This window comes from Paraburkholderia sp. MM5477-R1, assembly GCF_050436385.1.
GTDB lineage: Bacteria > Pseudomonadota > Gammaproteobacteria > Burkholderiales > Burkholderiaceae > Paraburkholderia > Paraburkholderia tuberum.
On the sequence record NZ_JBNDMC010000003.1, the window covers coordinates 1424013 to 1450905 of the forward strand.

At 65.6% G+C, this 26893-nt stretch carries 28 protein-coding genes; 15 read left to right on the forward strand and 13 right to left on the reverse strand.

The features are described 5' to 3' along the window. The first annotated feature begins 194 nt into the window (after positions 1 to 194). The 12 genes from flgB (at position 195) to flgL (ending at position 12739) form a co-directional block, all read left to right on the forward strand. Positions 195 to 695 (forward strand): flagellar basal body rod protein FlgB, encoded by a 501-nt coding sequence (flgB, locus tag OKW35_RS09815; protein WP_090802505.1) that lies wholly within the window; start codon positions 195 to 197, stop codon positions 693 to 695. 129 nt (positions 696 to 824) lie between these two features. Continuing rightward, positions 825 to 1250 carry a flagellar basal body rod protein FlgC gene (gene flgC, locus OKW35_RS09820; RefSeq protein WP_026225509.1) on the forward strand — a complete coding sequence of 142 codons (426 nt, stop codon included), beginning with the start codon at positions 825 to 827 and terminating at the stop codon, positions 1248 to 1250. A 10-nt stretch (positions 1251 to 1260) separates the two neighbouring features. Continuing rightward, complete coding sequence (locus OKW35_RS09825; RefSeq protein ID WP_429551786.1) at positions 1261 to 1995, forward strand: flagellar hook assembly protein FlgD; 735 nt, start codon at positions 1261 to 1263, stop codon at positions 1993 to 1995. 43 nt (positions 1996 to 2038) lie between these two features. Further along, a complete protein-coding gene (locus OKW35_RS09830; protein WP_429408028.1) occupies positions 2039 to 3553 on the forward strand; it encodes a flagellar hook protein FlgE in 1515 nt (504 codons plus the stop codon). A 17-nt stretch (positions 3554 to 3570) separates the two neighbouring features. Then, a complete protein-coding gene (gene flgF / locus OKW35_RS09835; RefSeq protein ID WP_090802512.1) occupies positions 3571 to 4329 on the forward strand; it encodes a flagellar basal-body rod protein FlgF in 759 nt (252 codons plus the stop codon). 104 nt (positions 4330 to 4433) lie between these two features. Then, complete coding sequence (gene flgG / locus OKW35_RS09840) at positions 4434 to 5222, forward strand: flagellar basal-body rod protein FlgG (RefSeq protein ID WP_187612742.1); 789 nt, start codon at positions 4434 to 4436, stop codon at positions 5220 to 5222. Between the two features lie 29 nt (positions 5223 to 5251). Beyond that, on the forward strand, positions 5252 to 5950 hold the full coding sequence (gene flgH, locus OKW35_RS09845; protein ID WP_184066049.1) for a flagellar basal body L-ring protein FlgH: 699 nt from the start codon (positions 5252 to 5254) through the stop codon (positions 5948 to 5950). Positions 5951 to 5952: 2 nt separating this feature from the next. Continuing rightward, positions 5953 to 7122: a flagellar basal body P-ring protein FlgI gene (locus OKW35_RS09850; protein WP_026225507.1), complete on the forward strand. Its 1170-nt coding sequence runs from the start codon at positions 5953 to 5955 to the stop codon at positions 7120 to 7122. Positions 7123 to 7134: 12 nt separating this feature from the next. Continuing rightward, a complete protein-coding gene (gene flgJ / locus OKW35_RS09855; RefSeq protein ID WP_184065931.1) occupies positions 7135 to 8139 on the forward strand; it encodes a flagellar assembly peptidoglycan hydrolase FlgJ in 1005 nt (334 codons plus the stop codon). 354 nt (positions 8140 to 8493) lie between these two features. Next, entirely contained in the window at positions 8494 to 9267 is a 774-nt protein-coding gene (locus OKW35_RS09860) for a flagellar brake protein (RefSeq protein ID WP_184065917.1), read from the forward strand. Positions 9268 to 9508: 241 nt separating this feature from the next. Continuing rightward, entirely contained in the window at positions 9509 to 11503 is a 1995-nt protein-coding gene (gene flgK, locus OKW35_RS09865; protein ID WP_429356302.1) for a flagellar hook-associated protein FlgK, read from the forward strand. Positions 11504 to 11512: 9 nt separating this feature from the next. Further along, positions 11513 to 12739: a flagellar hook-associated protein FlgL gene (gene flgL, locus OKW35_RS09870; RefSeq protein WP_429551787.1), complete on the forward strand. Its 1227-nt coding sequence runs from the start codon at positions 11513 to 11515 to the stop codon at positions 12737 to 12739. 68 nt (positions 12740 to 12807) lie between these two features. Here flgL and fliR read toward each other — a convergent pair whose 3' ends face one another. From fliR to fliF, 13 genes are all read right to left on the reverse strand, one after another. Further along, a complete protein-coding gene (gene fliR / locus OKW35_RS09875; RefSeq protein ID WP_090802523.1) occupies positions 12808 to 13590 on the reverse strand; it encodes a flagellar biosynthetic protein FliR in 783 nt (260 codons plus the stop codon). Positions 13591 to 13621: 31 nt separating this feature from the next. Further along, a complete protein-coding gene (gene fliQ / locus OKW35_RS09880; RefSeq protein ID WP_090802525.1) occupies positions 13622 to 13891 on the reverse strand; it encodes a flagellar biosynthesis protein FliQ in 270 nt (89 codons plus the stop codon). 35 nt (positions 13892 to 13926) lie between these two features. Next, positions 13927 to 14736: a flagellar type III secretion system pore protein FliP gene (fliP, locus tag OKW35_RS09885; RefSeq protein WP_184069741.1), complete on the reverse strand. Its 810-nt coding sequence runs from the start codon at positions 14734 to 14736 to the stop codon at positions 13927 to 13929. Further along, positions 14736 to 15263: a flagellar biosynthetic protein FliO gene (gene fliO / locus OKW35_RS09890; RefSeq protein ID WP_429551788.1), complete on the reverse strand. Its 528-nt coding sequence runs from the start codon at positions 15261 to 15263 to the stop codon at positions 14736 to 14738. The genes fliP and fliO overlap by 1 nt, the downstream gene beginning before the upstream one ends. After that, the gene (fliN, locus tag OKW35_RS09895) at positions 15260 to 15724 is read right to left on the reverse strand and encodes a flagellar motor switch protein FliN (RefSeq protein WP_090802529.1); all 465 of its coding nucleotides are present in this window, start codon (positions 15722 to 15724) and stop codon (positions 15260 to 15262) included. Before fliN ends, fliO begins: the two co-directional genes overlap by 4 nt. After that, entirely contained in the window at positions 15717 to 16715 is a 999-nt protein-coding gene (gene fliM / locus OKW35_RS09900) for a flagellar motor switch protein FliM (RefSeq protein WP_184065889.1), read from the reverse strand. Before fliM ends, fliN begins: the two co-directional genes overlap by 8 nt. A 58-nt stretch (positions 16716 to 16773) precedes the next feature. After that, positions 16774 to 17274 (reverse strand): flagellar basal body-associated protein FliL, encoded by a 501-nt coding sequence (fliL, locus tag OKW35_RS09905; RefSeq protein ID WP_429551789.1) that lies wholly within the window; start codon positions 17272 to 17274, stop codon positions 16774 to 16776. A gap of 755 nt (positions 17275 to 18029) precedes the next feature. Further along, complete coding sequence (locus OKW35_RS09910; RefSeq protein WP_429551790.1) at positions 18030 to 19571, reverse strand: flagellar hook-length control protein FliK; 1542 nt, start codon at positions 19569 to 19571, stop codon at positions 18030 to 18032. Positions 19572 to 19632: 61 nt separating this feature from the next. After that, positions 19633 to 20082: a flagellar export protein FliJ gene (gene fliJ / locus OKW35_RS09915; protein WP_090802535.1), complete on the reverse strand. Its 450-nt coding sequence runs from the start codon at positions 20080 to 20082 to the stop codon at positions 19633 to 19635. A 17-nt stretch (positions 20083 to 20099) separates the two neighbouring features. After that, positions 20100 to 21743, reverse strand: coding sequence for a flagellar protein export ATPase FliI (fliI, locus tag OKW35_RS09920; RefSeq protein ID WP_429356296.1), 1644 nt, complete (start codon positions 21741 to 21743; stop codon positions 20100 to 20102). Beyond that, complete coding sequence (gene fliH, locus OKW35_RS09925) at positions 21737 to 22426, reverse strand: flagellar assembly protein FliH (protein ID WP_429551791.1); 690 nt, start codon at positions 22424 to 22426, stop codon at positions 21737 to 21739. The genes fliI and fliH overlap by 7 nt, the downstream gene beginning before the upstream one ends. Further along, a complete protein-coding gene (gene fliG, locus OKW35_RS09930; protein WP_018418745.1) occupies positions 22413 to 23408 on the reverse strand; it encodes a flagellar motor switch protein FliG in 996 nt (331 codons plus the stop codon). The genes fliH and fliG overlap by 14 nt, the downstream gene beginning before the upstream one ends. Beyond that, a complete protein-coding gene (fliF, locus tag OKW35_RS09935) occupies positions 23398 to 25194 on the reverse strand; it encodes a flagellar basal-body MS-ring/collar protein FliF (RefSeq protein ID WP_429356295.1) in 1797 nt (598 codons plus the stop codon). Before fliF ends, fliG begins: the two co-directional genes overlap by 11 nt. A gap of 236 nt (positions 25195 to 25430) precedes the next feature. Between fliF and fliE the strand changes: the two genes are divergently transcribed. The 3 genes from fliE to OKW35_RS09950 all read left to right on the forward strand — a co-directional run bounded on the left by fliE (position 25431) and on the right by OKW35_RS09950 (position 26807). Further along, a complete protein-coding gene (gene fliE, locus OKW35_RS09940) occupies positions 25431 to 25766 on the forward strand; it encodes a flagellar hook-basal body complex protein FliE (protein ID WP_090802541.1) in 336 nt (111 codons plus the stop codon). Between the two features lie 283 nt (positions 25767 to 26049). After that, the gene (gene fliS, locus OKW35_RS09945; RefSeq protein WP_090802543.1) at positions 26050 to 26484 is read left to right on the forward strand and encodes a flagellar export chaperone FliS; all 435 of its coding nucleotides are present in this window, start codon (positions 26050 to 26052) and stop codon (positions 26482 to 26484) included. Next, positions 26481 to 26807, forward strand: a complete 327-nt coding sequence (locus OKW35_RS09950; protein ID WP_429551792.1) for a flagellar protein FliT — start codon at positions 26481 to 26483, stop codon at positions 26805 to 26807. Before fliS ends, OKW35_RS09950 begins: the two co-directional genes overlap by 4 nt. Positions 26808 to 26893 lie beyond the last annotated feature (86 nt).

Below are 26893 nucleotides of genomic sequence, written 5' to 3' on the forward strand. Positions count from 1 at the left end.
GTACGCCTTGCATTCTAGTGAGCGCCGCTTTCGCGCAAACGTTGAATAGAAGCCCCCTTTCCCGGTTATTCGTCCGATTGCCGCTTGCGCGCGGCCCATAAGATGCATCACATGCAAAAAGGCCTTCGCGCCCGCCGCGTGTCTCTCACGATGCGCACACGGGACGGCCTTGGAAACGTTCTCGGGAGATTCCGATGCTGGACAAGCTCGATGCCGAATTCGCATTCGGCCGGCAGGCGATGGATGTGCGCGCATACCGGCAGGAACTGCTGTCGTCGAATATCGCGAACGCCGACACGCCCGGCTACAAGGCACGCGATATCGACTTCGCGTCGTCGCTCGCCGGCGCGCTGAAGAAGACGGGCGGCAGCACCGCCGGCCAAGGCGCATCGAACAGCTCGACGCTCGCGATGACGCAACCCGCGGGCGTGACGAGCGGCATGTCGATGAACACGACCGAGGCCGGCCACATGAGCGGCAAGGCCACGCTGACGGCGACGGGCGGCAGCCCCGACGATTACGGCAACCTGCAATACCGGATTCCGCTGCAGCCGGCGCTCGACGGCAACACGGTCGACGTCGACACCGAGCGCGTGCAGTTCGCCGACAACACGGTGCACTTCGAGTCGGGTATGACGGTCGTGTCGAACCAGATCAAGACGATGCTGTCGGCGATCACGTCGGGCTCGTCGTAAGCCCTGCACGCCGCACGGCACCCAGGCAGGGCGCATAGCAGCTGAACACAGGCAGCATGCGCGCACGAACAGAAACGCTACGGGACTTAACGTAAAGCCGGTGCGAACCGGCAGGAGAGGTCAGGAAACATGCCATCCCTGATGAACATTTTTGGTGTCGCGGGTTCCGCGATGTCGGCGCAGTCGGAGCGGCTCAACGTGACGGCGTCGAACCTGGCCAACGCGGACAGCACGACGGGCCCCGACGGTCAGCCGTACAAGGCCAAGCAGGTCGTGTTCGCGGTGAGCCCGCTCGGCGGCGCGCGCACGCGCTCCGGCCAGCAGGTCGGCGGCGTGCAGGTGACGGGCGTGGTCGACGATCCGTCGCCGATGAAGACCGCGTACGAGCCCGGCAATCCGGCCGCCGACGCGAACGGCTACGTGACGCTGCCCAACGTCGACCCGGTGCAGGAGATGGTCAACATGATCTCGGCCTCGCGCTCGTACCAGGCCAACGTCGAAACACTGAACACCGCCAAAACCCTGATGCTGAAAACGCTCACGATCGGAACCTGAGGAGAGAGCCTTGACCACCAACACCACGATCGGCGGCAGCGGCACGACCGTTTCGCAGACGCTGCTCGACACGATGAACGGCACGAGCAGCAGCTCGAGCGCGACCAGCTCGACGAGCAGCACGTCGAGCAGCACGTCGGGCACGTCGGCGGCGGACCTGCAGAACACCTTTCTGCAGCTGCTCGTCGCGCAAATGCAGAACCAGGACCCGACCAATCCGATGGACAGCTCGCAGATGACCTCGCAGCTCGCCGAGATCAGCACGGTGCAGGGCATCAGCCAGCTCAATACGTCGCTCTCCTCGCTGTCGACGCAGCTGTCGGCGGGCCAGCAATCGCAGGCCGCGTTGCTGATCGGTTCGACCGTGCTCGCACCGGGCAACTCGATCACCGTGGCGAGCGGCCAGACGAACGAGTTCGGCGTCACGCTCGCGAACTCCGTCAGCGACCTGCAGATCGTCGTGAAGAACTCGGCCGGCACGATCGTCAACACGCTCGATCTCGGCAAGCAGTCGGCCGGCACGATTCCGGTTGGCTGGACGCCGACCGATTCGGCGGGCAACACGCTCCCCGACGGCACCTACACGATCACCGCGACAGGCACGATCAACGGCCAGCAGGCGACGGCTACCACGCTCACCGGCGCGACGGTGGAAAGCGTCGTCCAGCAGAGCAGCGGCACGCCGGGCCTCGTGCTGTCGAACGGCTCGACGGTCGACCTGACCGGCGTCGCAGCGATCCTGTAGTCCGGATCCATTCAGTTACGACTTTACAGATACGGAGTACGTCATGAGTTACCAAACAGGTTTGAGCGGTCTGTCGGCGTCGTCGAGCGATCTCGACGTGATCGGCAACAACATCGCCAACGCCAACACCGTCGGCTTCAAGAGCGGCACCGCGGAATTCGCCGACATGTACGCCAATTCGGTCGCGACCGCGACGAGCCAGCAGATCGGTATCGGTACGCAACTCTCCGAAGTGCAGCAGCAATTCTCGCAAGGCACGCTCACGACGACGAACCAGGCGCTGAACGTCGCGATCAACGGCAACGGCTTCTTCCAGATGTCGAACAACGGCACGCTGACCTATTCGCGCAACGGCGTGTTTCAGCTCGACAAGAACGGCTTCATCACGAACGCGCAGGGCCTCGATCTGATGGGCTACGCGGCCAATAGCGCGGGCATCGTCAACACCGCGCAGACCGTGCCGCTGACGGTGCCGACCGCGAACATCGCGCCGCAGGCGACCACCTCGATCACCGCGGGCCTGAACCTGAACGCGCAGGACAACATCATGCTCGGCGCGCCGACCGCGACGCCGGGCGGCACCAACGCCGGCACGCTGAACACGACCGGCGCGACGATCACCAACGCGGCAGCGGGCACCAACACCGACCAGTACACGATCAACTTCACGAGCCCGACCACCTACACGGTCACGGACAACACGCTCGGCACGACCACGGCGTCGCAGCCCTACACGGCCGGCACCGCGATCACGCTCGGCAACGGCGAGAGCATCACGTTCAGCGGCACGCCGGTGGCCAACGACAGCTACACGATCACGCAGAACCCGACCACGTTCAACCAGAACAGCTCGTCGACCTACAACTACTCGACGAGCACGACCGTCTACGACACGCTCGGCGGCTCGCAGACCGTCAATATGTACTTCGCGAAGACGGGCTCGGGCACGTGGAACGTGTACGCGGGCCCGTCGACCGGCACCGCTTCCCTGATCGGCACGGCGAACTTCAACTCGTCGGGCACGCTGGTCAGCACGACCGACGCGACGACCGGCCTCGCGACCGCGACGCTCGGCGCGTTCACGATGTCGATCCCGACCACCGACGGTTCGGGCACGCCGCAGAACGTCACGCTGAACATGGCCGGCACCACGCAGTACGGCGGCAAGGACGGCGTGAACAGCCTGTCGACCGACGGCTACGCGGCGGGCCAGCTGACGAGCTTCACGGTCGGCTCCGACGGCACGCTGACGGGCAACTACTCGAACGGGCAGACCGCGGCGCTCGGCCAGATCGTGCTCGCGAACTTCTCGAACCAGAACGGCCTCGTCGACCTCGGCAACAACGAGTACGGCCAGACGGCTGCCTCGGGCGTCGCGCAGATCTCGACGCCGGGCTCGACCAATCACGGCGTGCTGCAAGGCGGCGCGGTCGAGAACTCGAACGTCGATCTGACGAGCGAGCTGGTCAACCTGATCACCGCGCAACGCAACTATCAGGCGAACGCGCAGACGATCAAGACCCAGCAGGCCGTCGACCAGACCCTGATCAACCTGTAAGCGAACAGGAGTTCTTCATGGATCGGCTGATCTACACCGCGATGTCGGGCAGCGCGCAGGCGCTCGAACAGCAGGCGATCGTCGCGAACAACCTCGCGAACGCGTCGACCACGGGCTTTCGCGCGCAGCTCGAAACCTACCGCGCCGTGCCGATGTCGTTCGGCGACGGCAGCGCGATCAACGACGACACGACCCGTACCTTCGTGCTGTCGTCGACACCGGGCGCCGACTACACGCCGGGGCCGATCCAGCAGACGGGCAATCCGCTCGACGTCGCGATTCAGGGGCCGGGCTGGCTGTCGGTGCAGACCGCCGACGGCAACGAGGCCTACACGCGCGCGGGCAATCTGCACATCGACGAAAACGGCCAGCTCGTGAACGCGACCAATCAGGTCGTGCTCGGCAACGGCGGGCCGGTATCGGTGCCGCCGGGCGCGCAGATCACGATCGGCAAGGACGGCACGGTGTCGGCATTGACGCCGGGCGATCCGCCCACCGCTGTGGTCACCGTCGATCAGCTGAAGCTGGTCAATCCCGATCCGCAGTCGCTCACGCGCGGCGATGACGGTCTGTTTCGCACCGCCGACGGCAATCCCGCCGACGCCGATCCGACCGTGACGCTCGCGCCGGCGTCGCTCGAAGGCAGCAACGTGAATCCGGTCAGCGCGATGGTCTCGATGATCACCAACGCGCGCCAGTTCCAGATGCAGACGCAGTTGCTGGAAAACGCCGACAAGAACGATCAGTCCGCCAACCAGCTGCTCAGCTTCAGCTAACGGATTGCCGCGGGGCGCCCTTCGAGGCGCGCTCCGAGACCGCTTTGCATGGGGCCGGAGTAAGCGCTAAAGCGCCAACTCCGCCCGACATTGGAGAACCATAAGTGAACCGCTCACTGTATATCGCCGCCACCGGCATGAATGCGCAACAGGCGCAGATGGACGTGATCTCGAACAACCTCGCGAACGTCAGCACCAACGGCTTCAAGGGCTCGCGCGCGGTGTTCGAGGATCTGCTGTACCAGACCATCCGCCAGCCGGGCGCGAACTCGACGCAGCAAACCGAACTGCCGTCCGGCATCCAGCTCGGCACCGGCGTGCAACAGGTCGCGACCGAGCGTCTGTACACGCAGGGCAACCTGCAGCAGACCGGCAACTCGAAGGACGTCGCGATCAACGGCGGAGGCTTCTTTCAGGTGCAGATGCCCGACGGCACGACCGCCTACACGCGCGACGGCTCGTTCCAGACCAACGCGCAGGGTCAGCTCGTCACGTCGAGCGGCTACCAGGTGATTCCGGCGATCACGATCCCGACCAATGCCACCTCGCTGACGATCGGCAGCGACGGCGCGGTGTCGATCACCGTGGCCAACTCGAGCAATACGCAGCAGCTCGGCACGATGCAGCTCGCGACCTTCATCAACCCGGCCGGCCTCGACGCCAAGGGCGAGAACCTGTTCTCGGAGACGGCGTCGTCGGGTGCGCCGAACGTGTCGCAGCCGGGTCTGAACGGCGCGGGCACGCTCAACCAGGGTTACGTGGAAGCGTCGAACGTGAACGTCGTGCAGGAACTGGTGAACATGATCCAGACGCAGCGCGCGTACGAAATCAACAGCAAGGCCGTGACGACCTCCGACCAGATGCTGCAGACCTTGAGCCAGATGCAGGTTTGAGGACTGGAAATTTAAGGCGGTAAACGATGATGTCGCACTCCACTCGCACTCCGGTTCATTCGCGCACGGCCGAGGCGCTCGTGCAGCTCACGCTGCTCGCCGCGCTCGGCGGCTGCGCCCAACTGCCGAGGGAACCGATCACCCAGCAGCCGATGAACGCGGTGCCGCCGCTGCCGCCGCAGGCGCAGGCGCCGGGCTCGATCTACAACCCGGGCTACGCGGGTCGGCCGCTGTTCGAAGACCAGCGGCCACGCAACGTAGGCGACATCATCACGATCGTGATCGCCGAGAACATCAACGCGACGAAGAACTCGGGCGCGAATGCGAGCCGCAACGGCAGCACGAACTTCAGCGTGCCGACCGCGGGCTTTCTCGGCGGCCTGTTCGCCAAGACCAACCTGAACGCGACCGGCGCCAACGGCTTTGCCGGTACCGGCGGCGCGAACGCGTCGAATACGTTCAACGGCACGATCACCGTGACCGTGACCGGCGTGCAGGCGAACGGCAACCTGATCGTGAGCGGTGAGAAACAGATGCTGATCAATCAGGGTAATGAATTCGTGCGCTTTTCCGGTGTCGTGAATCCGAACACGATTTCGAGTCTGAACGCCGTGTACTCAACCCAGGTCGCCGACGCGAAAATCGAATACTCCGCGAAGGGTTACATCAACGAAGCGGAGACCATGGGCTGGCTGCAGCGGTTCTTCCTCAACGTGGCGCCGTGGTGATCATGGGTACCGTCTTCAACACGCTGTCGCGCGCGGGCCGCGCACTGATGTTCGTCGCGCTCGCCTGCGCGGCGCTGCCGGCCGCGACGCCGGCGCACGCGGAGCGCCTGAAGGACCTCGTGCAGATCCAGGGCGTGCGCGACAACCCGCTGATCGGCTACGGCCTCGTGGTCGGCCTCGACGGCACCGGCGACCAGACCACGCAGACACCGTTCACGACGCAGACGCTCGCGAACATGCTCGCGAACCTCGGCATCTCGATCAACAACCAGGCGGCGGGCTCCAGCAACTCGCAGTCGTCGCTGTCGAACATCCAGTTGAAGAACGTCGCCGCGGTGATGGTGACCGCGGTGCTGCCGCCGTTCGCGCGGCCGGGCGAAGCGATCGACATCACGGTGTCGTCGCTCGGCAATGCGAAAAGCCTGCGCGGCGGCACGCTGCTGCTCACGCCGCTGAAGGGCGCCGACGGCCAGGTGTATGCGCTCGGCCAGGGCAACGTCGCCGTGGGCGGAGCGGGCGCGAGCGCGAACGGCAGCAGGGTGCAGGTCAACCAGCTCGCCGCGGGGCGCATCACCAGCGGCGCGATCGTCGAGCGCTCGGTGCCGACGGCGGTGTCGCAGGCGGGCACCATGCAGCTCGACCTGAACGACATGGACTACGACACCACGCAGCGCGTCGTCGCGGCGATCGACAACGCGTTCGGCAGCGGCACCGCGACCGCGCTCGACGGCCGCACGATCCAGCTGCGCGCGCCGGCCGATCCGCAGCAGCAGGTCTCGTTCATGGCGCAATTGCAGAACCTCGAAGTGCGGCCCGGGCAGGCCGCCGCGAAAGTCATCCTGAACGCCCGCACCGGCTCGATCGTGATGAACCAGATGGTCACGCTGCAGAACTGCGCGGTCGCGCACGGCAATCTGTCGGTCGTGATCAATACGCAGCCGGTGGTGAGCCAGCCGGGCGCGTTCTCGAACGGCCGCACGGTGGTCGCGCAGCAGTCGCAGATCCAGATGAAGCAGGACAACGGCTCGCTGAAACTCGTGAACGCCGGTGCGAACCTCGCCGAAGTGGTGAAAGCGCTCAACGCGCTCGGCGCGACGCCCGCGGATCTGATGTCGATTCTGCAGGCCATGAAAGCAGCCGGCGCATTGCGCGCCGACCTTGAAATCATCTAAGGAGCACGCGAGATGAATTCCGATACGACCAATAGCGTCAACTCCGCCAACGATCTGACCAGCCGGTTCGCGCTCGACGTGCAGGGCTTCGGCGCACTCAGCGCGCAGGCGAAGGCCTCGCCGCAAGCCGGCATGAAGATGGCCGCGCAGCAGTTCGACGCCGTGTTCACGCAGATGATGTTGAAGAGCATGCGCGATGCAACGCCGCAGGACGGTCCGTTCGATTCGCACGACACGGCGACGTTCACGTCGATGATGGATCAGCAGATGGCGCAGCAGCTGTCGAAGAAGGGCATCGGCGTCGCCGACGCGATGCTCAAGCAACTGATGCGCAACCAGGGCATGCAGGTGGGTGGCGCGAACGGCGCGGGCGCGGCGGGTGGTCTCGCCGGCATGGCCAACGCGCTCGGCGGCGGTAGCGGCGGCGACGAAGGCCAGAGCGCGGCGCTCAACGCGCTCGCGCGTGCCTACGGCAACGCCCAGGCCAACGGTCAGCTCGGGCTCGGCCGCGCCTACTCGGCCAATAGCGCGCTGACGCCACCGGTGCGCGGCGACGGCAGCTCGTCGAAGGTCGACGCCTTCGTCGACAAGCTCGCCACGCCGGCGCAGGCCGCGAGCGCGGCGACCGGCATTCCGGCGCGCTTCATCATCGGTCAGGCCGCGCTCGAATCGGGCTGGGGCAAGAGCGAGATCAAGAAGGCCGACGGCTCGACGAGCCACAACGTGTTCGGCATCAAGGCGGGCAACGACTGGACCGGCAAGACCGTGTCGACGGTCACGACCGAGTACGTGAACGGCAAGCCGCAGCGCACGGTCGAGAAATTCCGCGCGTACGACTCGTACCAGGAAGCGATGACCGATTACGCGAGCATGTTGAAGAGCAATCCGCGTTACGCGCAGGTGATCAATTCGTCGCGCGACGTGAACGGTTTTGCGAACGGCATGCAGCGCGCCGGTTATGCAACCGATCCGCATTACGCGAAAAAGCTGCTGTCGATCATGCAGAAAATGGGCTGATTAAAAATAACGCACGCGACGGGCATTAAAGCGGCTTTAAAGGTGTCGGTAAAAGCGGCGATAAAAGCAGCAGAAAAACCGGCATCGGTAAAAAGCTCCGCAGGGTCCGGGGCGAGCAAGGTCGCGGAAAATAGGGCAGATACGCTTTTAACGTTTGCGCGAAATTTTCCGGCGAATATTTAAATTGAGCCCCTAAATTTTGGCTCGATGCTGCCGCTAACGAGTTAGACCCGATACCGGAATAGCGCTGTAAGGTCCGGTCGAACGCGTGTGTCGCGGCTTTGCATGAAGACCCTCAGAGTCCATGGCTAGGCCCTGGCACGTGCCCGCAAGAACATGCTTACCGGCAAGCCCATGGATATGAACCAGTCGAACGGCCTGACTGACACGAACGGTCAGCCGCACGTCCCGCAAAACGAGAGCGCTTCCGATTTCGGCCGCCGCAATCCGCTGGAAATCGGCGTGCAGCTGCGCAATATCGTCAATCGCGGCGATTTCCTCACCGTCGAATATGCGGGCGGGCAGATCGTCACGCGCCTGCTCGACGTCGACGTGCGCGAGCGCACCTTCACCTTCGATTGGGGCGCGCTCGCCGATCAGAACAAGGGGCTGCTCAACGCGCCGCGCTGCCAGTTCCACGCGTCGCCCGACGGCGTGCGCGTCGAGTTCACGACCCCGACGCCACGCGAGACGCGCTTCGAGGGAATGCCGGCGTTCGAGGCCGACTTCCCCGAGGTGCTGTTCTACGTGCAGCGCCGCGAGTACTTCCGCGTCGCCGCGCCGATTCTCGACCCGTTCATGTGTACGGGCCGCCTGCCTGAGGGCGACACGTTCCGCTTCGAGGTGCACGACCTGTCGCTCGGCGGCGTCGGGATGCGTACGACCGACCTGCGCGTCGCCGCGCTGCCGATGGGCGCGCGCCTGATGGACTGCGAGCTCACGCTCGGCGCGCTCGGCCGTCTGTCGCTCGATCTGCAGCTCGTGTCGCATCGCTCGCTCGCGCTGCCGAACGGCACGCAGCGCTATCAGCTCGGCTTCCGTTTCCTGTCGCTGCCGGGCAGCGCGGAAAACACGCTGCAGCGGCTGATCACGCAGCTCGAAATGAAGCGCCGCTCGCTGGCGCGCTGAGCGGCGAGCCAACGCGCGGTGCCGTGCGCGCGACGCCCGGCACCGCGCGAACGCTTTGGCCGACGAAGCAAACGTTGCACTCGCGTCGGAGGCAACAGCGCGGCAACGTCGCGCAAACATCGACATCGCGGCGAGCGCAAACGAAATGGCATGGCCCTCAATTTTTCGCACGGTGGGCCGTTAAAGAGGATGTTCCACTAACGCGGTGGCATGTCTGCGATGCCGCCCTTCAGGATGACGCATGTCCAGCAATCTGTTGAATATCGGCCTTAGCGGACTCAACGCGGCCCAGTGGGGTTTGACGACGACTGGTGAGAACATCAGCAACGCGTCGACACCCGGCTATACGATGGAAACCCCGGTGTATTCGGAGACGGGCGGCACGTATACCGGCTCCGGCTACCTGCCGATGGGCGTCTCCACCGACACCGTGACGCGCGCGTACAGCCAGTACCTGACGACCCAGCTGAACAACGCGCAGTCGTCGAGCAGCGCGCTCACCGCGTACAACACGATGATCACCCAGCTCAACAACCTCGTCGGCAGTCCGACCGCCGGGATTGCGAGCGCGATCAGCGGTTACTTCACCGGGCTGCAGAACGTCGCCAACAACGCGTCGAGCGTGTCGACGCGGCAGACCGCGGTCAGCGACGCGCAGACGCTCGCGAACCAGATCAACGCGGCGGGCCAGCAGTACGACCAGTTGCGCTCGAGCGTCAACACGCAGCTGAGCAACTCTGTTACGCAGATCAACACCTACACCGCGCAGATCGCGTCGCTGAATACGCAGATCACGCAGGCGAGCAACCAGGGCCAGCCGCCGAACCAGTTGCTCGACGAACGCGACCAGGCGGTGTCGAACCTGTCCCAGCTGATCGGCGTGTCGGTCGTGCAGGACAACGGCAGCTATAGCCTGTTCATGTCGAGCGGACAGCCGCTCGTGCTGGCCGGCAACAGCTTCAATCTCGGCACGGCGACTTCGTCGGGTGATCCGAGCGAGCTGTCGGTCCAGTATCTCGGCCAGGCCGGGGCAAAGCCGACACCGACGCCGCAGACGCTGTCCGACACGAGCGTGTCCGGCGGCACGCTGGGCGGACTGCTGCAATTCCGCTCGCAAACGCTCGATCCGGCCGAGGCGCAACTCGGCGCGATCGCGACCAGCTTCGCCGCGCAGGTCAATGCGCAGAACGAACTCGGCCTGACGCTGAACGGCACCGCGGGCGGCGCGCTGTTCACGGTCGGCTCGCCGACCGTGTACGCGAACTCGCAGAACACCGGCAACGCTACGCTCGGCGTCTCGTTCGCCGACGCGACCCAGCCGACCACGGGCGACTACACGCTGTCGTACGACGGCAGCACCTACACGTTGACCGACAACCAGACCGGCAGCATCGTCGGTTCGGCGGCGAACCTGACCAACCCGATCGGCGGCCTGCAGTTCTCGGTCGCGAGCGGCACGATGAAGGCCGGCGACTCGTTCTCGGTCGAACCGACCCGCGGCGCGCTCGACGGCTTCGCGCTGACCACCACGTCGGCGTCGGCAATCGCGGCCGCGGCGCCGGTGCTCGCGTCGGCGTCGACGTCGAACACCGGCACCGGGACGATCACGCAAGGCACGGTATCTGCCGGCTACAGCGCGCCGACCAGCACCTCGACGATCACTTACACCGCGGGCACCGGCCTGACCGGCTTCCCGGTCGGCACGGTGGTGACAGTCGCCGGCTCGCCGTCCACGCAGTACACGATCAGCTCGGCGACGACCGCGGTGCCATACTCGCCGAGCTCGGGCGCGACGCTGACTATCACCAACCCGAGCAATTCGGCGAGCGCGGGCGTGATGAACAACGTGACGGTCACGATCAGCGGCACGCCCGCCAACGGCGACTCGTTCACGATCGGACCGAACACCGGCGCGACCAACGACGGCCGCAACGCGCAACTGCTGTCGAACCTGACTTCGGCGCAGGCGCTCGACGGCGGCACCTCGACGCTGACGGGCGCGTACGCGAGCTACGTCAACAACATCGGCAACCAGACCACGCAGATCCAGACCTCGGCGACCGCGCAAAGCACGCTCGTCACGCAGATCACGTCGGCGCAGCAGTCGGTGTCGGGCGTCAATATCAATGAGGAAGCGGCCAACCTGCTTCAGTACCAGCAGCTCTATCAGGCCAACAGCAAGGTCATCCAGACGGCGCAGACGCTGTTCCAGACTTTGCTTGGCATCTTCTCGTAAGGCGGAACCATGCGAATTTCGACCCAGCAGTACTTCAGCATGAACGTCGCGAACATGAGCAATCAGCAGGCTCAGTTGTCGCAGATCTATCAGGAAATCTCGAGCGGCGAGAGCCTGAGCACGCCCGCCGACAATCCGCTCGGCGCCGCGCAGGCCGTGCAGCTCAGCTCGACGGCGTCCGCGCTGTCGCAGTACACGACGAACCAGAACGCGGCGCTCACGTCGTTGCAGGCCGAGGACTCGACGCTCTCCAGCGTCATCACGACGTTGCAAAGCGCGAACACGTTAGGCCTGCGCGCCGGCGACGGCAGTTTGAACGACGCCGACCGCACGGCGATCGCCGCGCAGCTGACCGCCCTGCGCGACCAGCTCGTCACCTCCGCGAATGCGAGCGACAGCTCGGGCAATGCGCTGTTCGCCGGTTTCCAGAATTCGACCCAGGCCTTCACGACCGATGCGGCCGGCAACGTCACCTATACGGGCGACACGGGCACGCGCACCGTGCAGGTCACCGATAGCAACGCGGTCTCGACCGGTGACAATGGGCTGTCGGTGTTCATGAGCGTCGGCGCGACCAACGCGCAGCCGATCGCCTCGGGCGACCCGGCCAATACCGGCAGCGGCGTGATCGGCGCGGTGTCGGTCAAGGATCCGACCAACGCGGGGAACGCGGACTCGTACCAGATCCAGTTCAGCGGCAGCGGCAGCTCGCTCACCTACACGGTCACTGACACGACGACCAACGTCGCGGGTACGGTGCAGCCGTACACGGCGGGCTCGGACATCACGATCGCGGGCCAGACCGTCGAAATCACAGGCACGCCGGCGGCCAACGACAAATTCACGGTGCAGCCGGCCAACCAGGCGGGCACCAACGTGTTCGCGAACCTGAACGCGATGATCGCCGCGCTCCAGCAGCCGGTGAGCGGCAACCCCGCGGCCTCGGCGAACCTGCAGAACGCGTTGAATACGGGCCTGTCGCAGCTTGGCAACACGCTGAACAACGTCACCGCGGTGCAGGCATCGGTCGGCGGCCGCGAGCAGGAAGTCAAGGCGCTGCAAACGGTGACGGAGACCAACTCACTGCAAACGCAAAGCGATCTCGCGGACCTGACCCAGACCGACATGGTCTCGACGATCAGCAAGTACTCGATGGAGCAGGCGGCCTTGCAGGCTTCGCAGCAAGCGTTCGTGCAGATCCAGAACATGTCGCTGTTCCAGTACATCAACAGCTGATGCCGCTCCCGGCGGCGCAATAAAGAAACCGGCGCGAGCCGGTTTTTTTATGTCCGCGATTTTCGGCGTTATCCCAGCGCCGCCGCGACCCGTCCCATCTCATCGATGCCGTTATCGAACAAGCGCACGAAGAACGGGATCATGTTCGGCAGCATCAGCTGCACGAGCAGCAGGCCGACCAGCATCGTCAGCGGAAAGCCGATCTGGAACACGCCGATCTGCGGCGCCGCGCGATTGAGAATGCCGAGCGCGAGGTTCGCGATCAGCAGTGCGACGACGACCGGCAACGCGAGCAGCAGCCCCGCCGAGAAGATCGAGCCGCCCCAGTTCGCGAGCGTCTGCCAACCGTGCGGCGCGAGCAGGTTCGCCGACACCGGCACCGACTGGAACGTCGTCACGAGCGCGGCGATCATCTGCAGATGACCGTCGACGGCGAGAAACACCAGCGTCGCGATCGTCGTCATGTAGCGTGAGATCACGACGCCCGAGCCGGTCGCCTGCTGGTCGAAGAAGGTCGCGAAGCCAAGGCCCATGCCGAGGCCGATGAAGTAGCCGGTCGCGTCGATCGCCTGGAACACGACCTGCATCGTCACGCCGAGCGCGATGCCGATCAGGAACTGGTTGACGAGAATCCACACGCCGGCCGCGGAAAACACGGTGACCTGCGGCAGCGCGCCGATCGTCGGGGCGACGATGATCGTCGCGAACGCGGCGAGACCGATTTTCACGCGCGAGGGCAGCGACATGTTGCCGAGCACCGGCGCGGTCGCGATCAGCGCGGCGATGCGCGCGAACGGCCACAGGAACGCGGTCAGCCAGACGTTCAGTTGCGCGTAGGTGACCGTGAACATGGAGTGGGGAGGGCAGGCGTGCCAGCGGCGCTCAGTTGACGAGCGTCGGAATGCTGGTGATCGTGTGGCGCAGATAGTCGAGCATCGTGGTCAGCATCCATGGTCCGGCGATCACCAGCGTGAGCGCGATCGCGAGCAGCTTCGGGATGAACGACAGCGTGCTTTCGTTGATCTGCGTGGCCGCCTGGAACAGGCTCACGACCAGACCGACGACGAGCGCGACGAGCAGCAGCGGGGCGGCCAGCACGAGGCCGACGTACATGGCCTGGTGGGCCAGCGTCATGACTGCTTCGGGTGTCATCGTGAGTGCCTGAGGAACAAGGAGTCGAAAAAATATCAGACGAAGCTCTGCGCGAGCGAGCCGAGCAGCAACTGCCAGCCGTCGACGAGCACGAACAGCATCAGCTTGAACGGCAGCGAAATCGTCGCCGGCGACACCATCATCATGCCCATCGACATCAGCACGCTCGCGACCACCATGTCGATGATCAGGAACGGAATGAAGATCGTGAAGCCGATCGTGAAGCCGGTCTTCAACTCGCTCGTCACGAACGACGGCACCAGCAGCGACAGCGGCACGTCTTCGGGCCCCTGCATCGGCGCCGCGTGCGAGATGCGCGCGAACAGCGCAAGGTCGCTTTCGCGGGTCTGACGCAGCATGAAGGTCTTGAACGGCGCGACGCCGCGCGCCACCGCCTGATCCATCGACATCGTGCCTTCGGAGAACGGCTTGTAACCTTCGTTATAGGCTTTATCGAGCACCGGCGACATCACGAACAGCGTCAGAAACAGCGCGAGACCGACGACCACCTGGTTCGGCGGCGTCGTGGTCGTGCCGAGCGCCTGGCGCAGCAGCGACAACACGATCACGATGCGCGTGAAGCTCGTCATCATCAGCACCATCGCGGGCAGGAACGACAGCATCGTGAGCAGCAGCATCGTCTGCACGCTCAGCGAGTAGGTCGTGCCGCCGTTGGGGCCGGGGCTCGTCGTGAACGCCGGCAGGCCGGCGGTTTGCGCGAAAGACAGCGTCGGCAGCGCGAACAGCAGTGCCGGCAGCGCGAGTTGAAGCGCTGCGGGGAGCGCCCGCCCCGCACGGCGCGTAAGCGTGAAGAACCAGGCTGACTGCCTGAAACTGACCTGCATTACCGATCCCCGCCGCGGTGCGCGTTGAAACGTTTGCCCACTTCGCCCTTCAGGGCGTCGCGAAAGCGTTGACCAAAAGTGCCGGAAAGCGGTGCAGGCGAAGCGGCAACCGTATCGGCCGCGACGGCACCCGCCGGCATCGTATGCAGCAGCCGCACGTTGCCGGGCGCGGCGCCGAGCACGAGCCACGTATCGCCGATCTCGACCACCGCGACGCGTTCCTTGCCACCGAGCGAAGCGCCGCCGACCGTCTTCACAAGAGCGCCGCGCTGGCCCGGTTGCAGGCCGAAGCGTCGGGCGAGCCACGCGCAGCCGAACACGAGGCCGATCACGACCGCGAGCCCGACGAAGGTTTGCAGGACCGCGCCGACGCCGAGCGCCGGCACCGCGCTACCCGCGCCGACACCGGAGGCGATCTTCGCGGCGTTGTTGACCGCGTTCATGTCGGCGGCGTGCGCGACGGTGGACGCGACGGTGGACGCGAAAAGCGACGCGAGCAGCACGCCGCGACCTGCCAAACGTTTCATCGATTGAGTTTCCGGATGCGTTCGGACGGCGTGATGATGTCGGTCAGCCGGATACCGAACTTGTCGTTGACGACCACCACCTCGCCCTGCGCGATCAGGCAGCCGTTGACGAGCACGTCCATCGGTTCGCCGGCCATGCCGTCGAGTTCGACGACCGAGCCCTGCGCGAGCTGCAGCAGATTACGGATCGCGATCTTGGTGCGGCCGAGTTCGACCGTCATCTGGACGGGAATGTCCAGGATCATGTCGATGTCGTTGTGCGTCGAGGTCGGCGCGGCCTTCGACAGCGGCTGGAACACGGCGCCCGCGGCCGGGTTGATTTCGTCGTTGCCGTTCTGCTCGGCGAGCGCGCTTGCCCAGTCGGCCATCGCCGCGTCGTCTTCCACGGCGGACAGCTCGCCGGCGGCGAGTTGCTCGGCTGCCGCGAGATCGGTCTCGGGCTTTGCGTTCAGGTCACTCATATCCACCTTCCTTCATCGTGTCGGCTGCGCTGATCATCTTCTGGACCCGCAACGCGTACTGACCATTGAAAATTCCGTAGCCGCATTCCATCACCGGCACGCCGTCTACTTTCGCGGTGATGTGCTCGGGGATGTTGATCGGCAGAACATCGCCTTTGCGCATGTTCAGGATCTGTTCGAACGTGACCGGCACCTGCGCGAGATCGGCGCTCAGCTGCACTTCGGCGGCCTGCACCTGCTGCGACAGCACGCGCACCCAGCGTCGGTCGACGTCCATCGCCTCGCCCTGGATCGGCGACGAGAGAATGTCGCGGATCGGCTCGATCATCGAGTAGGGCATGCAGATGTGCAGCGTGCCGCCCGTCGAGCCGAACTCGATCGAGAACTGCGTGACGATGACGATTTCGTTCGGCGTCGCGACGTTGGCGAACTGCGTGTGCATTTCCGAGCGCACGTATTCGAACTGCAGCGGACGCACGCTCTTCCACGACGCCGCGTAGTGCTCGAACGTCAGATTGAGCAGCTTCGTGATGATGCGCTGCTCGGTCTGCGTGAAATCGCGTCCTTCGACGCGCGTATGGAAACGGCCGTCGCCGCCGAACAGGTTGTCGACCACGAAGAACACGAGGTTCGGATCGAACACGAACAGCGACGTGCCGCGCAGCGGCTTCACGTGGACCAGGTTCAGGTTGGTCGGGATCGGCAGGTTGCGCGTGAACTCGCTGTACTTCTGCACCTTCACCGGGCCGACGGAAATTTCCGCCGAGCGCCGCATGAAGTTGAAAATGCCGACGCGCAACAGGCGCGCGAAGCGGTCGTTGATGATTTCGAGGCCCGGCATCCGGCCACGGACGATACGTTCCTGCGTGGCGATGTTGTACGGGCGCACGCCCGTGCGGTCGTTTTGCTCGGATTCCGTGTCGGATTCGCCGGTGACGCCCTTCAGAAGGGCATCGACCTCCTCCTGGGACATGAACTCTTCGTGGCCCATTGCTTATTCCTCGTGCGTCCCTTGGCGATTGATGATGGCAGCGCTTGACAACGTCACGTCACTGCACGACGAATTCGGTGAACAGCACGTCCTGCACGCGGATCGGTGCGACGCCCTTGTCAATCGGTTCGGTGATCAGCGTCTTCAGCTCTTCGGCGAGCGCGCGCTTGCCTTCGAGCGGCGCGAGTTCTTCGGGGTGCTTGTTCGACAGCGCGAGCAGGATGCGGCTGCGCACTTCCGGCATGTGATCGGTGAGCGCCTGCTGGGTGGCGGCATCGCCGAGCTTGAGCGTGAGGCCGATGCGCAGGAAGTGTTGCTGGCCGTCGTCCGATTGCAGGTTGACGGTCATCGATTCGAGCGGGAAGAACAGCGGCACGGCGGATTGCGCCGGCGCGGCTTCGGCCGATACGGCGGCGGGTGCGCGCTTCGACATGAAGAACCACACGCCGGCACCGGCAGCGCCCGCGGCGATCAGCGCAATGAGGACGATCAGGATGATGCGCTTCATGGGGCCCGGCGAGGCGGGCGCGGCTTGTTGCGGGGCGGTCGTGGTTGCCATTTGGGTTGCCAGCTTGTTGCTGGCCTAGTAAGGGTTAGGGTGATTGTTGTTGATTTGCCTGCGGCGCTATGGGTCGAAAAGAAGGGCTATTTCTGGCTATTTCTGGCTGTTTCTGGTTTTTGGGTTTTTTTTGTCGTTGTTCTGGCTTTTTTGGCCTTTCCTTGCTGACTTATCGGTCTATTAGCGTTGCCCCTGTGCGGGGCGGCACCTACTTTCTTTGCTGCTGCAAAGAAAGTAGGCAAAGAAGACAGCTCAAACCGCCAATTCTTAAGCGGGTCCCTCGGTCTGCATGAGGTAGTGGTGCATCTGGAATCCGTGCTCCCGCACATTCCGCGCCAGTGACAAGGCAGTCATTCTTCCGGCGGCGCTACGCGCGCCGAAACCCCGTTCAAAACCCACTGGTGGTTTCGGCGCACCGCCGAGGCGCAGCCGAGGGCCCCCGCTGCGCGGGCAAAACCATTGGTTTCCCTGGCAGACCCGTCCGCGACGCACGTAGTGCGGAGTGGGAGGGATGACGGCTTTGTCACGAACGGGGAATGTGCGGGGGCCCGGATTCCAGATGCACCACTACCCCTTCCAAGCTAGGGGACCCGCTTATGAGCTTGCGGTTTGAGCTGTCTTCTTTGCCTACTTTCTTTGCAGCAGCAAAGAAAGTAGGTGCCGCCCCGCACAGGGGCAACGCTAATAGACCGATAAGACAACAAGGAAAGGCCAACACCGCAAAGAACAACGACAAAAAAGCGCCCCGCCTCGCTTCAGGCAAACGTATCGACCAATCCAACCTGCTGCCGCACGGCAACATTCCCGATGGCATCGCTGGAACTGTCCCCTGCAAGGGCGCCCCCACCACCACTGCCCCTCTTCCCATTCCCCCCACCCGCGCCAGCGCTCTGCTGCTGTTGCCCGCTCTGCCGCGCAAACCCATCACTCACACTCGCGCTGCCAAGCCCAATCCCATTCGACTCCATCGCCTCGCGAAGCTTCGGCAACGCCGCCTCGACCGCTTCCCGCACCGACTGGTGCTGCGAAACGAACAGCGCATGCGCATGGTTATCCGCCACCTGCAACACGACCTGCAACGGCCCCAGATCCTTCGGATTGAGCGTCAGCTCAGCACTCTGCGAATGCGCATTCGACAAAAACAACACCTTCTGGCTCAGCGCGTCTTCCCAGTCGCTCGTGCCGACCTGCGGCGTCAACGCATTCGCGGCGGCCGCCGCGCTCGCATTGCCCGTACTCTGCGCTGCCGCCGTCGTGCTCGCGGCGTTCGCTGCCGCCTGCGTCGCGGCCAGCGCGGCGTTCGCCGCCTCGGACGCGCTGCGCACCGATGCGAGGTTGTCCGCCTGGCCGCTCGTCGCGGCCGCGGCGCTCAACGCGTCGGCGGCCGACTTCGCTGCCGACGGATCGGCCAGCGCGGTCGCGGCAGCCGTCGCCGTTGACGTGGTGTGGGTCGTCGAGGCGCCCTTGCCGTTGCCGAACAGGCCGCTCGCGAGCGTCTTGTCGTCCGACGTGCCGTTCAGGCCGTTTTTCGCGCTGCCCAAGCCGCCCGCCGCGCTCGACACGCTCGCGGCTTTTGCGGCCGCGCCGCCAGCAAGCGCGGCCGCGGGCACCGCGCCCTGGCCGCTCGACAGCGCGGACAGCGCACGCTGCAACGCATCCTGCAGCGACTTCGGATCGACCGCGCCTTTCCTGCTTGCCGCGGTCGCCGCGAGCGCGCTCGTGGCCGTGCCGGCCAGCGCGCTCACCGCATCGGCGGCGGAGCTCGCGGCATCGGTCGTGGTGGTGGCGTTCGAGTCGGCGTTGTTGGCGACGACCTGTGCCTGCGCTTGCGCCTGAGCCTGGGCGGCAGCCGCAGCGGCGGCGAGCGCGCCAGCGTCGGTTTGCGCCTTGGTGTCTTTCTGCCTGGCTTGCGTCGCGGTCGTCTGGCTGTTCGATGCCTGCTGCGTCGGTGTCGTCGACGGCGTGGACGACGGCGATGACGCGCTGCTGCTCGCCGCGTTGCTCGCTGTGCCGTTGCCGTTCTGGCTGCCGCTCGCGCTCTGCTGCGAGGAAGCGGGAGCGGACGTGGAAGCGGAAGCGGGCGGCGGCGCACTGGGCTCGCTCGGCGCCGAGGCTTGCGACGCCGTCGCTGAACTGGTCTGCTGTTGATTCGCGCTGTTCTGCTGGTCGATGCTTTGCTGCAAGGTCTGCGCGAACGGGCTCGAGACCGCGGCGTTCGCGGACGCGCTGCTCGACCCATTGCCGCTCGTGTCGAGCAGCGTGCTCAGTTGGGAGCCGATCTGTGAAAGAAGCGACATAAAGAATCCTGTGAATCGGTCGAACGGGTGTGCCGTCAGGCTTTGGCCGCGAGGCAAGGCCTCATGCGCCGTCGGCTCGCATGCGCAGACTCCGCGCCGCAAATTCGTCGGCGTCGCGCTGTTCGCGCCGCGCCGCAACCTTCGCCTCGGCCGCCTCGCCGCGCGCCTGCAGCACTTCGTACGAGCCGAGCTTCTGCTTGTGGCGCTGCCAGTCGGGCTTCGCCGCCTCGAGGCGCGCGCTCGCCGCCGCCAGCAGGCTGCGCTGCTGCTCGATCGCGGCATCGAGCGTATCGATGAACGCCTGGAAGTTGCGCATGTTGCCGGCCGGCATGCCCGACTGCGCGCTCTCCATGAAGCGTGCGTAGTATTCGTCGCGGTACTGCACGAGCGCATCGAGTTGCGCCTGTACGTCGTTACGCTCGCGCTGCGCGCGGCCGAGCCGCTGCGCGGCGGCATCCACATCGTCCTGCGCGAGACCGATCAGCGTCTTGATCGGAAAATGTTTCGACATCGTCAGCCTCCTCGGCCCTAAGCAAACAGCGCGTTCAGCATGTCGATGCTCGGCTGGAAGTTCGCGCACTCGCGAAAGCCTTGCTGCAGGAACGCTTCCATCCGCGGATACAGCGCGATCGCGCGATCGAGCACCGCGTCGCGCCCGCTCGAATACGCGCCGACGTTGATCAGATCGCGGTTACGCTGATAGCGCGACAGCATCTGCTTGAACATACGCGTTTTATTCAGATGGTTATCGTCGATCAGCGCGGTCATTGCCCGGCTAATCGACGCTTCGATATCGATCGCAGGGTAGTGGCCGGCTTCGGCGAGCGAGCGCGACAGCACGATGTGGCCGTCGAGAATCGCGCGCGCCGAGTCGGCGATCGGGTCCTGCTGGTCGTCGCCTTCGGTGAGCACCGTGTAGAACGCGGTGATCGAGCCGCCGCCCGCCGGTCCGTTGCCGGTGCGCTCGACGAGCGCCGGCAGCTTCGCGAACACCGACGGCGGATACCCCTTGGTCGCGGGCGGCTCGCCGATCGCGAGCGCGATCTCGCGCTGCGCCATCGCGTAACGGGTCAGCGAATCCATTAGCAGCAGCACGTGCTTGCCCTGGTCGCGGAAGTATTCGGCGAGCGAGGTCGAGTACGCGGCGGCCTGCATCCGTAACAGCGGCGACACGTCGGCCGGCGCGGCGATCACGACCGAGCGCGCCAACCCTTCCTCGCCGAGAATCTGTTCGATGAACTCCTTCACTTCGCGGCCACGTTCGCCGATCAGGCCGATCACGATCACCTCGGCGCTGGTGTAGCGCGCCATCGTGCCGAGCAGCACCGATTTACCGACGCCCGAACCCGCGAACAGCCCCATCCGTTGACCACGACCGACGGTCAACAGCGAGTTGATCGCGCGCACGCCGACGTCGAGCACCTTGTGAATCGGCTCGCGATTGAGCGGATTGATGACCGGCGCGGACAGCGGCGCGTCCCTTTGCGTGCCGAGCGGGCCGAGCCCGTCGAGCGGACGGCCGGATGCGTCGAGCACGCGGCCGAGCAATTCCCAGCCGACCGGTAGACGCTTCGCGCCCGCGAGCGGGTCGGCGATCGGCGCGCTTTCGAGCGGAAAGACCCGCGCGCCGGGCAACAGGCCGATCACTTCGGTGGTCGGCATCAGGAACAGCTTGTCGCCGGAGAAGCCGACCACTTCGGCTTCGGCCATCGGCAGCGAACTGCCGGGCGGCAACTCGATCATCACTTCGGCGCCGACCGACAGACGCAGGCCGACCGCTTCGAGCACGAGACCGGCCGCGCGTGTGAGACGCCCGCACGCGCGCAGCGGCTTCGCGATCGCGTTGCGCGCGCGCAGCGCGTCGAGCTGGCCGCGCCATGCCTGCATGTGGGGATTGATGTCGAGCGCGGGATCGTAGGACGGCGCGTGCGGAGCGTGAGCGGCGCAAGCACTGCGCGCGGCGTGGTCCGTCGCGGCGGACTCGCGGCTCGCCGCCGCGCCTGTCGCTGGATGTGCGCTCGCAGGAGCGTGCCATGCCGCATCCGGGGGCTGCGGAATACCGGCCGACTCGACATCGGCCAGCGCCTCGGCGCCGAACGACGCCAACGCGAGCTCGCGTTCGAGCGGCGTCAGATCGCTCGCGCGGATCTCGTCGAGCGTCGGCTTCACCACGTGCTCACCTTGCCGAGCGCGGCGGCGACGCGCTGCCAGCGCGTGTCGATGCCCGCGTCGACCTCACCGGTGCCGGCCTGCGCGCGGCAACCGCCACGCTCCACCGATGCGTCGGTGCGCACGGTCCAGCCGCGCGTTTGCAATTCATCGAGCAGATACGCCTCGACGACCGGCAGATCGGCGGGACTCACGATCAGCGCCGGCGCGCCGGCAAGCGCGGGCTCGGCCGCGAGTACCTCGCGCGCGGCCGCGATCAGTGCGGTCGGGTCGTGCTGCACGTGCTGGCGCACGACCTGCTGCGCGATGTCGAGCGCGAGTGCGATCAGCGTTTCGGAGATCGCGTGCTGCGCGCCATCGAGCGCGCTCTTGAAGGTTTCGGCGAGCGCGGCGAGCCGCATCGCTTCCTCGCGCGCCTCGGCCTGGCCTTGCGCGAAACCCTGCGCGTGCCCCTGGTCATAGCCCGCCTGATAGCCGAGCGCCTGGCCGGCCACATGACCGGACGCGACGCCCTGTGCATGCGCGGCTTCGCGGCGGTGCTCGAGTTCGGCTTCGAACGCGCGCTCGTCGAACTCGGGTTCGGCCGGCGGCGGCGCCGGAGGAGCCGGGTCGAACGACGCCATCTCCCAGCGCTGGTAGGCCGAGAGGCTTTCCTTTGCCGGGGCGTTCGGATCAGACATAGGCATCTTCTGCCTTGCCGCCTAGAACGATCTGTCCGCTCTCGGCCAGGTTGCGCACGATCTGCAGGATGCGGCGCTGCTGCGTCTCGACTTCGGACACGCGTACCGGGCCGCGCGCGTCGAGGTCTTCGGCGAGCAACTCGGCCGCGCGCTGCGACATGTTCGACAGGAACTTCTGACGCAGCGCGGGCGCCGCGCCCTTCAGCGAGATGATCAGCGCTTCGGATTCGACTTCCTTCAGCAGCAGCTGGATCGCGCGGTCTTCGAGGTCGAGCAGGTTCTCGAACACGAACATCTGGTCGATGATCTTCTGCGCGAGCTCGGCGTCGTACTGGCGCACGTTTTCGATGACGCCTTCCTCGTGGTTGCTCGACATGAAGTTCAGAATCTCGGCGGCCGTGCGGATACCGCCCATCGGGCTGCGCTTCAGGTTGTCGCTGCCGGACAAGAGGCCGGTCAGCACGTCGTCGAGCTCGCGCAGCGCGGCCGGCTGGATGCCGTCGAGCGTCGCGATCCGCAGCAGCACGTCGTTGCGCAGCCGGTCCGTGAAACAGCCGACGATCTCCGAAGCCTGATCGCGGTCCAGATGCACGAGGATCGTCGCGATGATCTGCGGATGCTCGTTCTTGATCAGTTCCGCGACCGCCGCCGAGTCCATCCACTTCAGGCCTTCGATACCGCTCGTGTCGCTGCCCTGCAGGATCCGGTCGATGATCGCGCCGGCCTTGTCGTCGCCGAGCGCCTTGGTCAGCACGGAGCGGATGTAATCGCTCGAATCGAGCGACATGCCGGTGTGCTGCTCGGCCTCGCGCACGAACTCCTGCAGCACCTCGTCGACCTGTTCGCGGGTGACGTTCTTCAGCGCCGCCATCGCGACGCCGATTTTCTGAACCTCACGGGGGCCCAGAAACTTGAACACCTGCGCCGCCTCTTCCTCGCCGATCGACATCAGCAGCAGCGCGCTCTTCACTACGCCTTCAGCGCTCATCGGACACCCAGTTCTTGACGACGGTTGCTACGACCTTCGGATCCTGACGCGCGATGCTGCGCGCGAACTCCAGGTTCCGCTCGTATTTGTGCTTCGCGTTTTCGAGCGCGAGATGCTCGCTATCCGCTTCGATTTCCACCACCGCGCCATCGCGCTCCTCGGCCGGGATGCCGTCGAGCAGCACCGGTTCGTCGGGCGCCATCAGCGCGGCAACCGGCTCGGGCGGCGGCGGGAAGGCGCGGCGCAGCGCCGGCTTCACCATCACGAAGTAGAGGAACAGGGCCACCGCGCCGATGCCGAGGTACGTCGCGATCTGCTTGTACAGCGCGAGCATGTCGGGCGTGCGCCACCACGGCAGGTCGGCGTTCGGGTCGAGCTCGGTGGTAAACGCGCTGTTGACCACGTTGACCGAGTCGCCGCGCGACGCGTCGAAGCCCATCGCGTCCTTCACGAGCTGGGTGATCTGCGCGAGCTTGTCGGCGCTGACCGGCTGCATCGTCACGTGACCCTTCGGATCGACGACCCGCAGATAATTGACGACCACCGCGACCGACAGCCGGCGGATGCCGCCCATCGGCTGGTCGACGTGGCGCACGGTCTTGTCGAGCTCGTAGTTGGTGGTCGAATCCTTGCGGTCGCTGACCGGCGTCGTGGTGACCGAGCTCGCGCCGTTGCCCGCCACGATCGGCGCGGAGGCCGGCTGCGGCGGCTGGTTCGACAGCGCGCCCGGCACCCCCGAGGCGCCGCCTTGCGACATTTCGGTGGCGCTGCTCGACTGCTGGCTGCGGATCGCGGCCTGCTGCGGATTGCCGTTCGGGCCGTAGTTCTCGGAGGTCTGCTCGCTGTGCGAGAAGTCGATGTCGGCGCTGACCTGCGAGCGCGCGTTGCCGGCGCCGAACAGCGGCGCGAGGATCGTGTCGATGCGCTGCTGGGTGTTGCGCTCGATCTGCTGGCGGAACTTCAGCTGGGTCGCATCGAGTCCGCCGCCATTGGTGGGCTGCGTGAGCAGGTTGCCGTCCTGGTCGAGGATCGTCACGCCGCGCACCGGCATTTCCGGCACCGCCGAGGCCACCATGTGCGTAATCGCGACGACCTGCCCTTCGTCGAGCACGCGGCCCGGGTACAGGTTCACGAGCACCGCCGCCGACGGCGCTTCCTTGTCGCGCACGAACACGCTCGGCTTCGGAATCGCGAGATGCACGCGCGCCGATTTGACGCTCGAGATCGCTTCGATCGTGCGTTCGAGTTCGCCTTCGAGCGCGCGCTGATAGTTGATCTGCTCGTCGAACTGGCTGATGCCGAATTTCTGGTTGTCCATCAGCTCGAAGCCGACCGAGCCACTCTTCGGCAGCCCCTGCGATGCGAGGCGCAGGCGCATCTCGTGGACCTGCTCGGCCGGCACGAGGATCGCGCTGCCGCTTTCGGACAGCTTGTACGGAATATTGGCCTGCTGCAGCGCGGTGATGATCGAGCCGCCGTCGCGGTCGGACAGATTGCTGTAGAGCACCTTGTAGCTGGGCGCGCGCGACCACAGGAACAGGCCGGCGACGACCGCCACCAGCAGCGCGACCGCGAACACGAGCGGCGCGCGCGGGTTGCCGCGCATCTGCGCGAGTCCGGACAGACGCTGGCCGAAATTGCCGCCGATACCTCCCAGGCCGCCGAGGCCACCGAGGTCGGCCATGCCGCCGGCCTGGCCGCTACCGGCCTGACCGGCAGCGGGCTGCGCGCCGGCGAGCCCCATACGGGCGTCGGGGTTGATCAACGAGTTGGCTGACGAATCCATGCGTCGGGTTTCTCCGGGGAATGCCTTGGCGTTCTGTCGTGATGCCGCGCCGGGGCTGGGCGGACGGACAGAGACTTTCACCTTTGAAATTATCCGCAGCGCCGCTCAACCCGATTGCTTGAATAGAGCCGGGTTTTCCCTCTAGTTTCGGGACTTTCCGCGAGGAGCCGCTGCTATGCTTTCGTCCAGATCGGTACACCGTCCGGCGGTCCGATCGCACATCCAACGGAGAAAACATGACCATGCCCGTGAACGCGCTATCGTCGGCGCTGCAACAGATGCAGGCGATGGCGGCGCAGGCGGCCGGCGACGCGACCCCGGCGGCGGAGCAATCCGGCGCGGCGACGCCCACCAACTTCGCGGCGGCGCTGAAGGCTTCGCTCGACAAGATCAGCGGCGACCAGCAGAAGGCGGTCGGCGAGTCGCAGGCGTTCGAGCTCGGTGCGTCGAACGTCTCGCTGAACGACGTGATGGTCGACATGCAGAAGGCCAACATCGGCTTCCAGTTCGGCCTGCAGGTGCGCAACAAGCTGGTCGCCGCGTACAACGACATCGCGCAGATGTCGATCTGAGCGGGATCGCGCGTGTCCGCCTGAAGGACTGCCTGAAGGACCGCCTGAAGGTCCACACGAGTCCCGTCCGACGATCCGGCACGCCGCTGCCGGCGCTTGCGCCGGCGGCTTCGTGCCGTGTTTCCCGGGCCCGCCCAGCGGCGCTTTCGATCCTCCTTACACCGGACTAAAGCTTTGTCGTCGCGCATCCGATAACCAAATTACAGGTCAGCGACCGGCGCGTCGACGCGCCGCGCGGCCACGCCACGACTTAACCGCAGCCAGTATAAGAGGAGGAGCGCCGATGTTTTCCCAAGGGCACGCTGGAGCCAACGCGTATGCGCGTGTCGGTATCGAGACATCCGTGATGGGCGCAAGTCCGCATCGTCTGATCGTGTTGCTGTACCAGGGCGCACGCCAGGCGATCGCGCAAAGCCGCATGCATTTGCAGCAGGGCAACGTGGCCGAGCGTGGCATGGCGATCAGCAAGGCGATCCGGATCATCGAAAGCGGGCTGCAGCAGTCGCTCAACCTCGAGGTGGGCGGCGAAATCGCCGAACGGCTCAACGCTTTGTACGACTATATGGCGCGTCGACTGTTGCAAGCCAATATCAATCAGAGCGAGGCGATGCTCGTGGAAGTGGACCGTCTGCTCGCGACGCTCGAAGAGGCATGGATCGGGATAGCCCCGGAGATCGCGCGGATGGCAGCACAGCCAGCCGCGGAAAGCCTGAGATGACATCGAACGCAGAATATTTTGCCCGCTACGAGGCGATCGCGGCGCTCTCCTGCCGCATGCTGATGGCGGCCCGTCGTGCACTGTGGAACGACATGGTGCACTTGCAGGAAGAGTATCGGCAGCTGGTCGAAGCGCTGCGCGAAGCCGACGTGGGCGTCAAGCTCGACGAGGCCGAACGCCTGCGCAAGTACGCGCTGATCCGCCAGATCCTCGCCGACGACGCCGCGATCCGCGACCTCGCGAATCCGCGCATGGCGCATCTGTCGGCGCTGTTCGCCGGCCGGTCGACGCGCGTGCTGAAGGAGTTGTACGGGGCGCGCTGAGCGCGAGCGGGCGCGCGCGTGAGCGGGCGCCACGCCGCACGCGTCTGAAGGATCGGAGCAATCAGAGCATCGCGCGCGTTGCCGCC

Excerpts from the sequence above, each read along its gene's own strand:
- flgB (WP_090802505.1), top strand. The coding sequence starts at position 195 with ATGCTGGACAAGCTCGATGCCGAATTCGCATTCGGCCGGCAGGCGATG.
- flgC (WP_026225509.1), top strand. The coding sequence starts at position 825 with ATGCCATCCCTGATGAACATTTTTGGTGTCGCGGGTTCCGCGATGTCG.
- OKW35_RS09830 (WP_429408028.1), top strand. The coding sequence starts at position 2,039 with ATGAGTTACCAAACAGGTTTGAGCGGTCTGTCGGCGTCGTCGAGCGAT.
- flgF (WP_090802512.1), top strand. The coding sequence starts at position 3,571 with ATGGATCGGCTGATCTACACCGCGATGTCGGGCAGCGCGCAGGCGCTC.
- flgH (WP_184066049.1), top strand. The coding sequence starts at position 5,252 with ATGTCGCACTCCACTCGCACTCCGGTTCATTCGCGCACGGCCGAGGCG.
- OKW35_RS09850 (WP_026225507.1), top strand. The coding sequence starts at position 5,953 with ATGGGTACCGTCTTCAACACGCTGTCGCGCGCGGGCCGCGCACTGATG.
- flgJ (WP_184065931.1), top strand. The coding sequence starts at position 7,135 with ATGAATTCCGATACGACCAATAGCGTCAACTCCGCCAACGATCTGACC.
- OKW35_RS09860 (WP_184065917.1), top strand. The coding sequence starts at position 8,494 with ATGGATATGAACCAGTCGAACGGCCTGACTGACACGAACGGTCAGCCG.
- flgK (WP_429356302.1), top strand. The coding sequence starts at position 9,509 with ATGTCCAGCAATCTGTTGAATATCGGCCTTAGCGGACTCAACGCGGCC.
- flgL (WP_429551787.1), top strand. The coding sequence starts at position 11,513 with ATGCGAATTTCGACCCAGCAGTACTTCAGCATGAACGTCGCGAACATG.
- fliR (WP_090802523.1), bottom strand. The coding sequence starts at position 13,590 with ATGTTCACGGTCACCTACGCGCAACTGAACGTCTGGCTGACCGCGTTC.
- fliQ (WP_090802525.1), bottom strand. The coding sequence starts at position 13,891 with ATGACACCCGAAGCAGTCATGACGCTGGCCCACCAGGCCATGTACGTC.
- fliP (WP_184069741.1), bottom strand. The coding sequence starts at position 14,736 with ATGCAGGTCAGTTTCAGGCAGTCAGCCTGGTTCTTCACGCTTACGCGC.
- fliO (WP_429551788.1), bottom strand. The coding sequence starts at position 15,263 with ATGAAACGTTTGGCAGGTCGCGGCGTGCTGCTCGCGTCGCTTTTCGCG.
- fliN (WP_090802529.1), bottom strand. The coding sequence starts at position 15,724 with ATGAGTGACCTGAACGCAAAGCCCGAGACCGATCTCGCGGCAGCCGAG.
- fliM (WP_184065889.1), bottom strand. The coding sequence starts at position 16,715 with ATGGGCCACGAAGAGTTCATGTCCCAGGAGGAGGTCGATGCCCTTCTG.
- fliL (WP_429551789.1), bottom strand. The coding sequence starts at position 17,274 with ATGGCAACCACGACCGCCCCGCAACAAGCCGCGCCCGCCTCGCCGGGC.
- OKW35_RS09910 (WP_429551790.1), bottom strand. The coding sequence starts at position 19,571 with ATGTCGCTTCTTTCACAGATCGGCTCCCAACTGAGCACGCTGCTCGAC.
- fliJ (WP_090802535.1), bottom strand. The coding sequence starts at position 20,082 with ATGTCGAAACATTTTCCGATCAAGACGCTGATCGGTCTCGCGCAGGAC.
- fliH (WP_429551791.1), bottom strand. The coding sequence starts at position 22,426 with ATGCCTATGTCTGATCCGAACGCCCCGGCAAAGGAAAGCCTCTCGGCC.
- fliG (WP_018418745.1), bottom strand. The coding sequence starts at position 23,408 with ATGAGCGCTGAAGGCGTAGTGAAGAGCGCGCTGCTGCTGATGTCGATC.
- fliF (WP_429356295.1), bottom strand. The coding sequence starts at position 25,194 with ATGGATTCGTCAGCCAACTCGTTGATCAACCCCGACGCCCGTATGGGG.
- fliE (WP_090802541.1), top strand. The coding sequence starts at position 25,431 with ATGACCATGCCCGTGAACGCGCTATCGTCGGCGCTGCAACAGATGCAG.
- fliS (WP_090802543.1), top strand. The coding sequence starts at position 26,050 with ATGTTTTCCCAAGGGCACGCTGGAGCCAACGCGTATGCGCGTGTCGGT.
- OKW35_RS09950 (WP_429551792.1), top strand. The coding sequence starts at position 26,481 with ATGACATCGAACGCAGAATATTTTGCCCGCTACGAGGCGATCGCGGCG.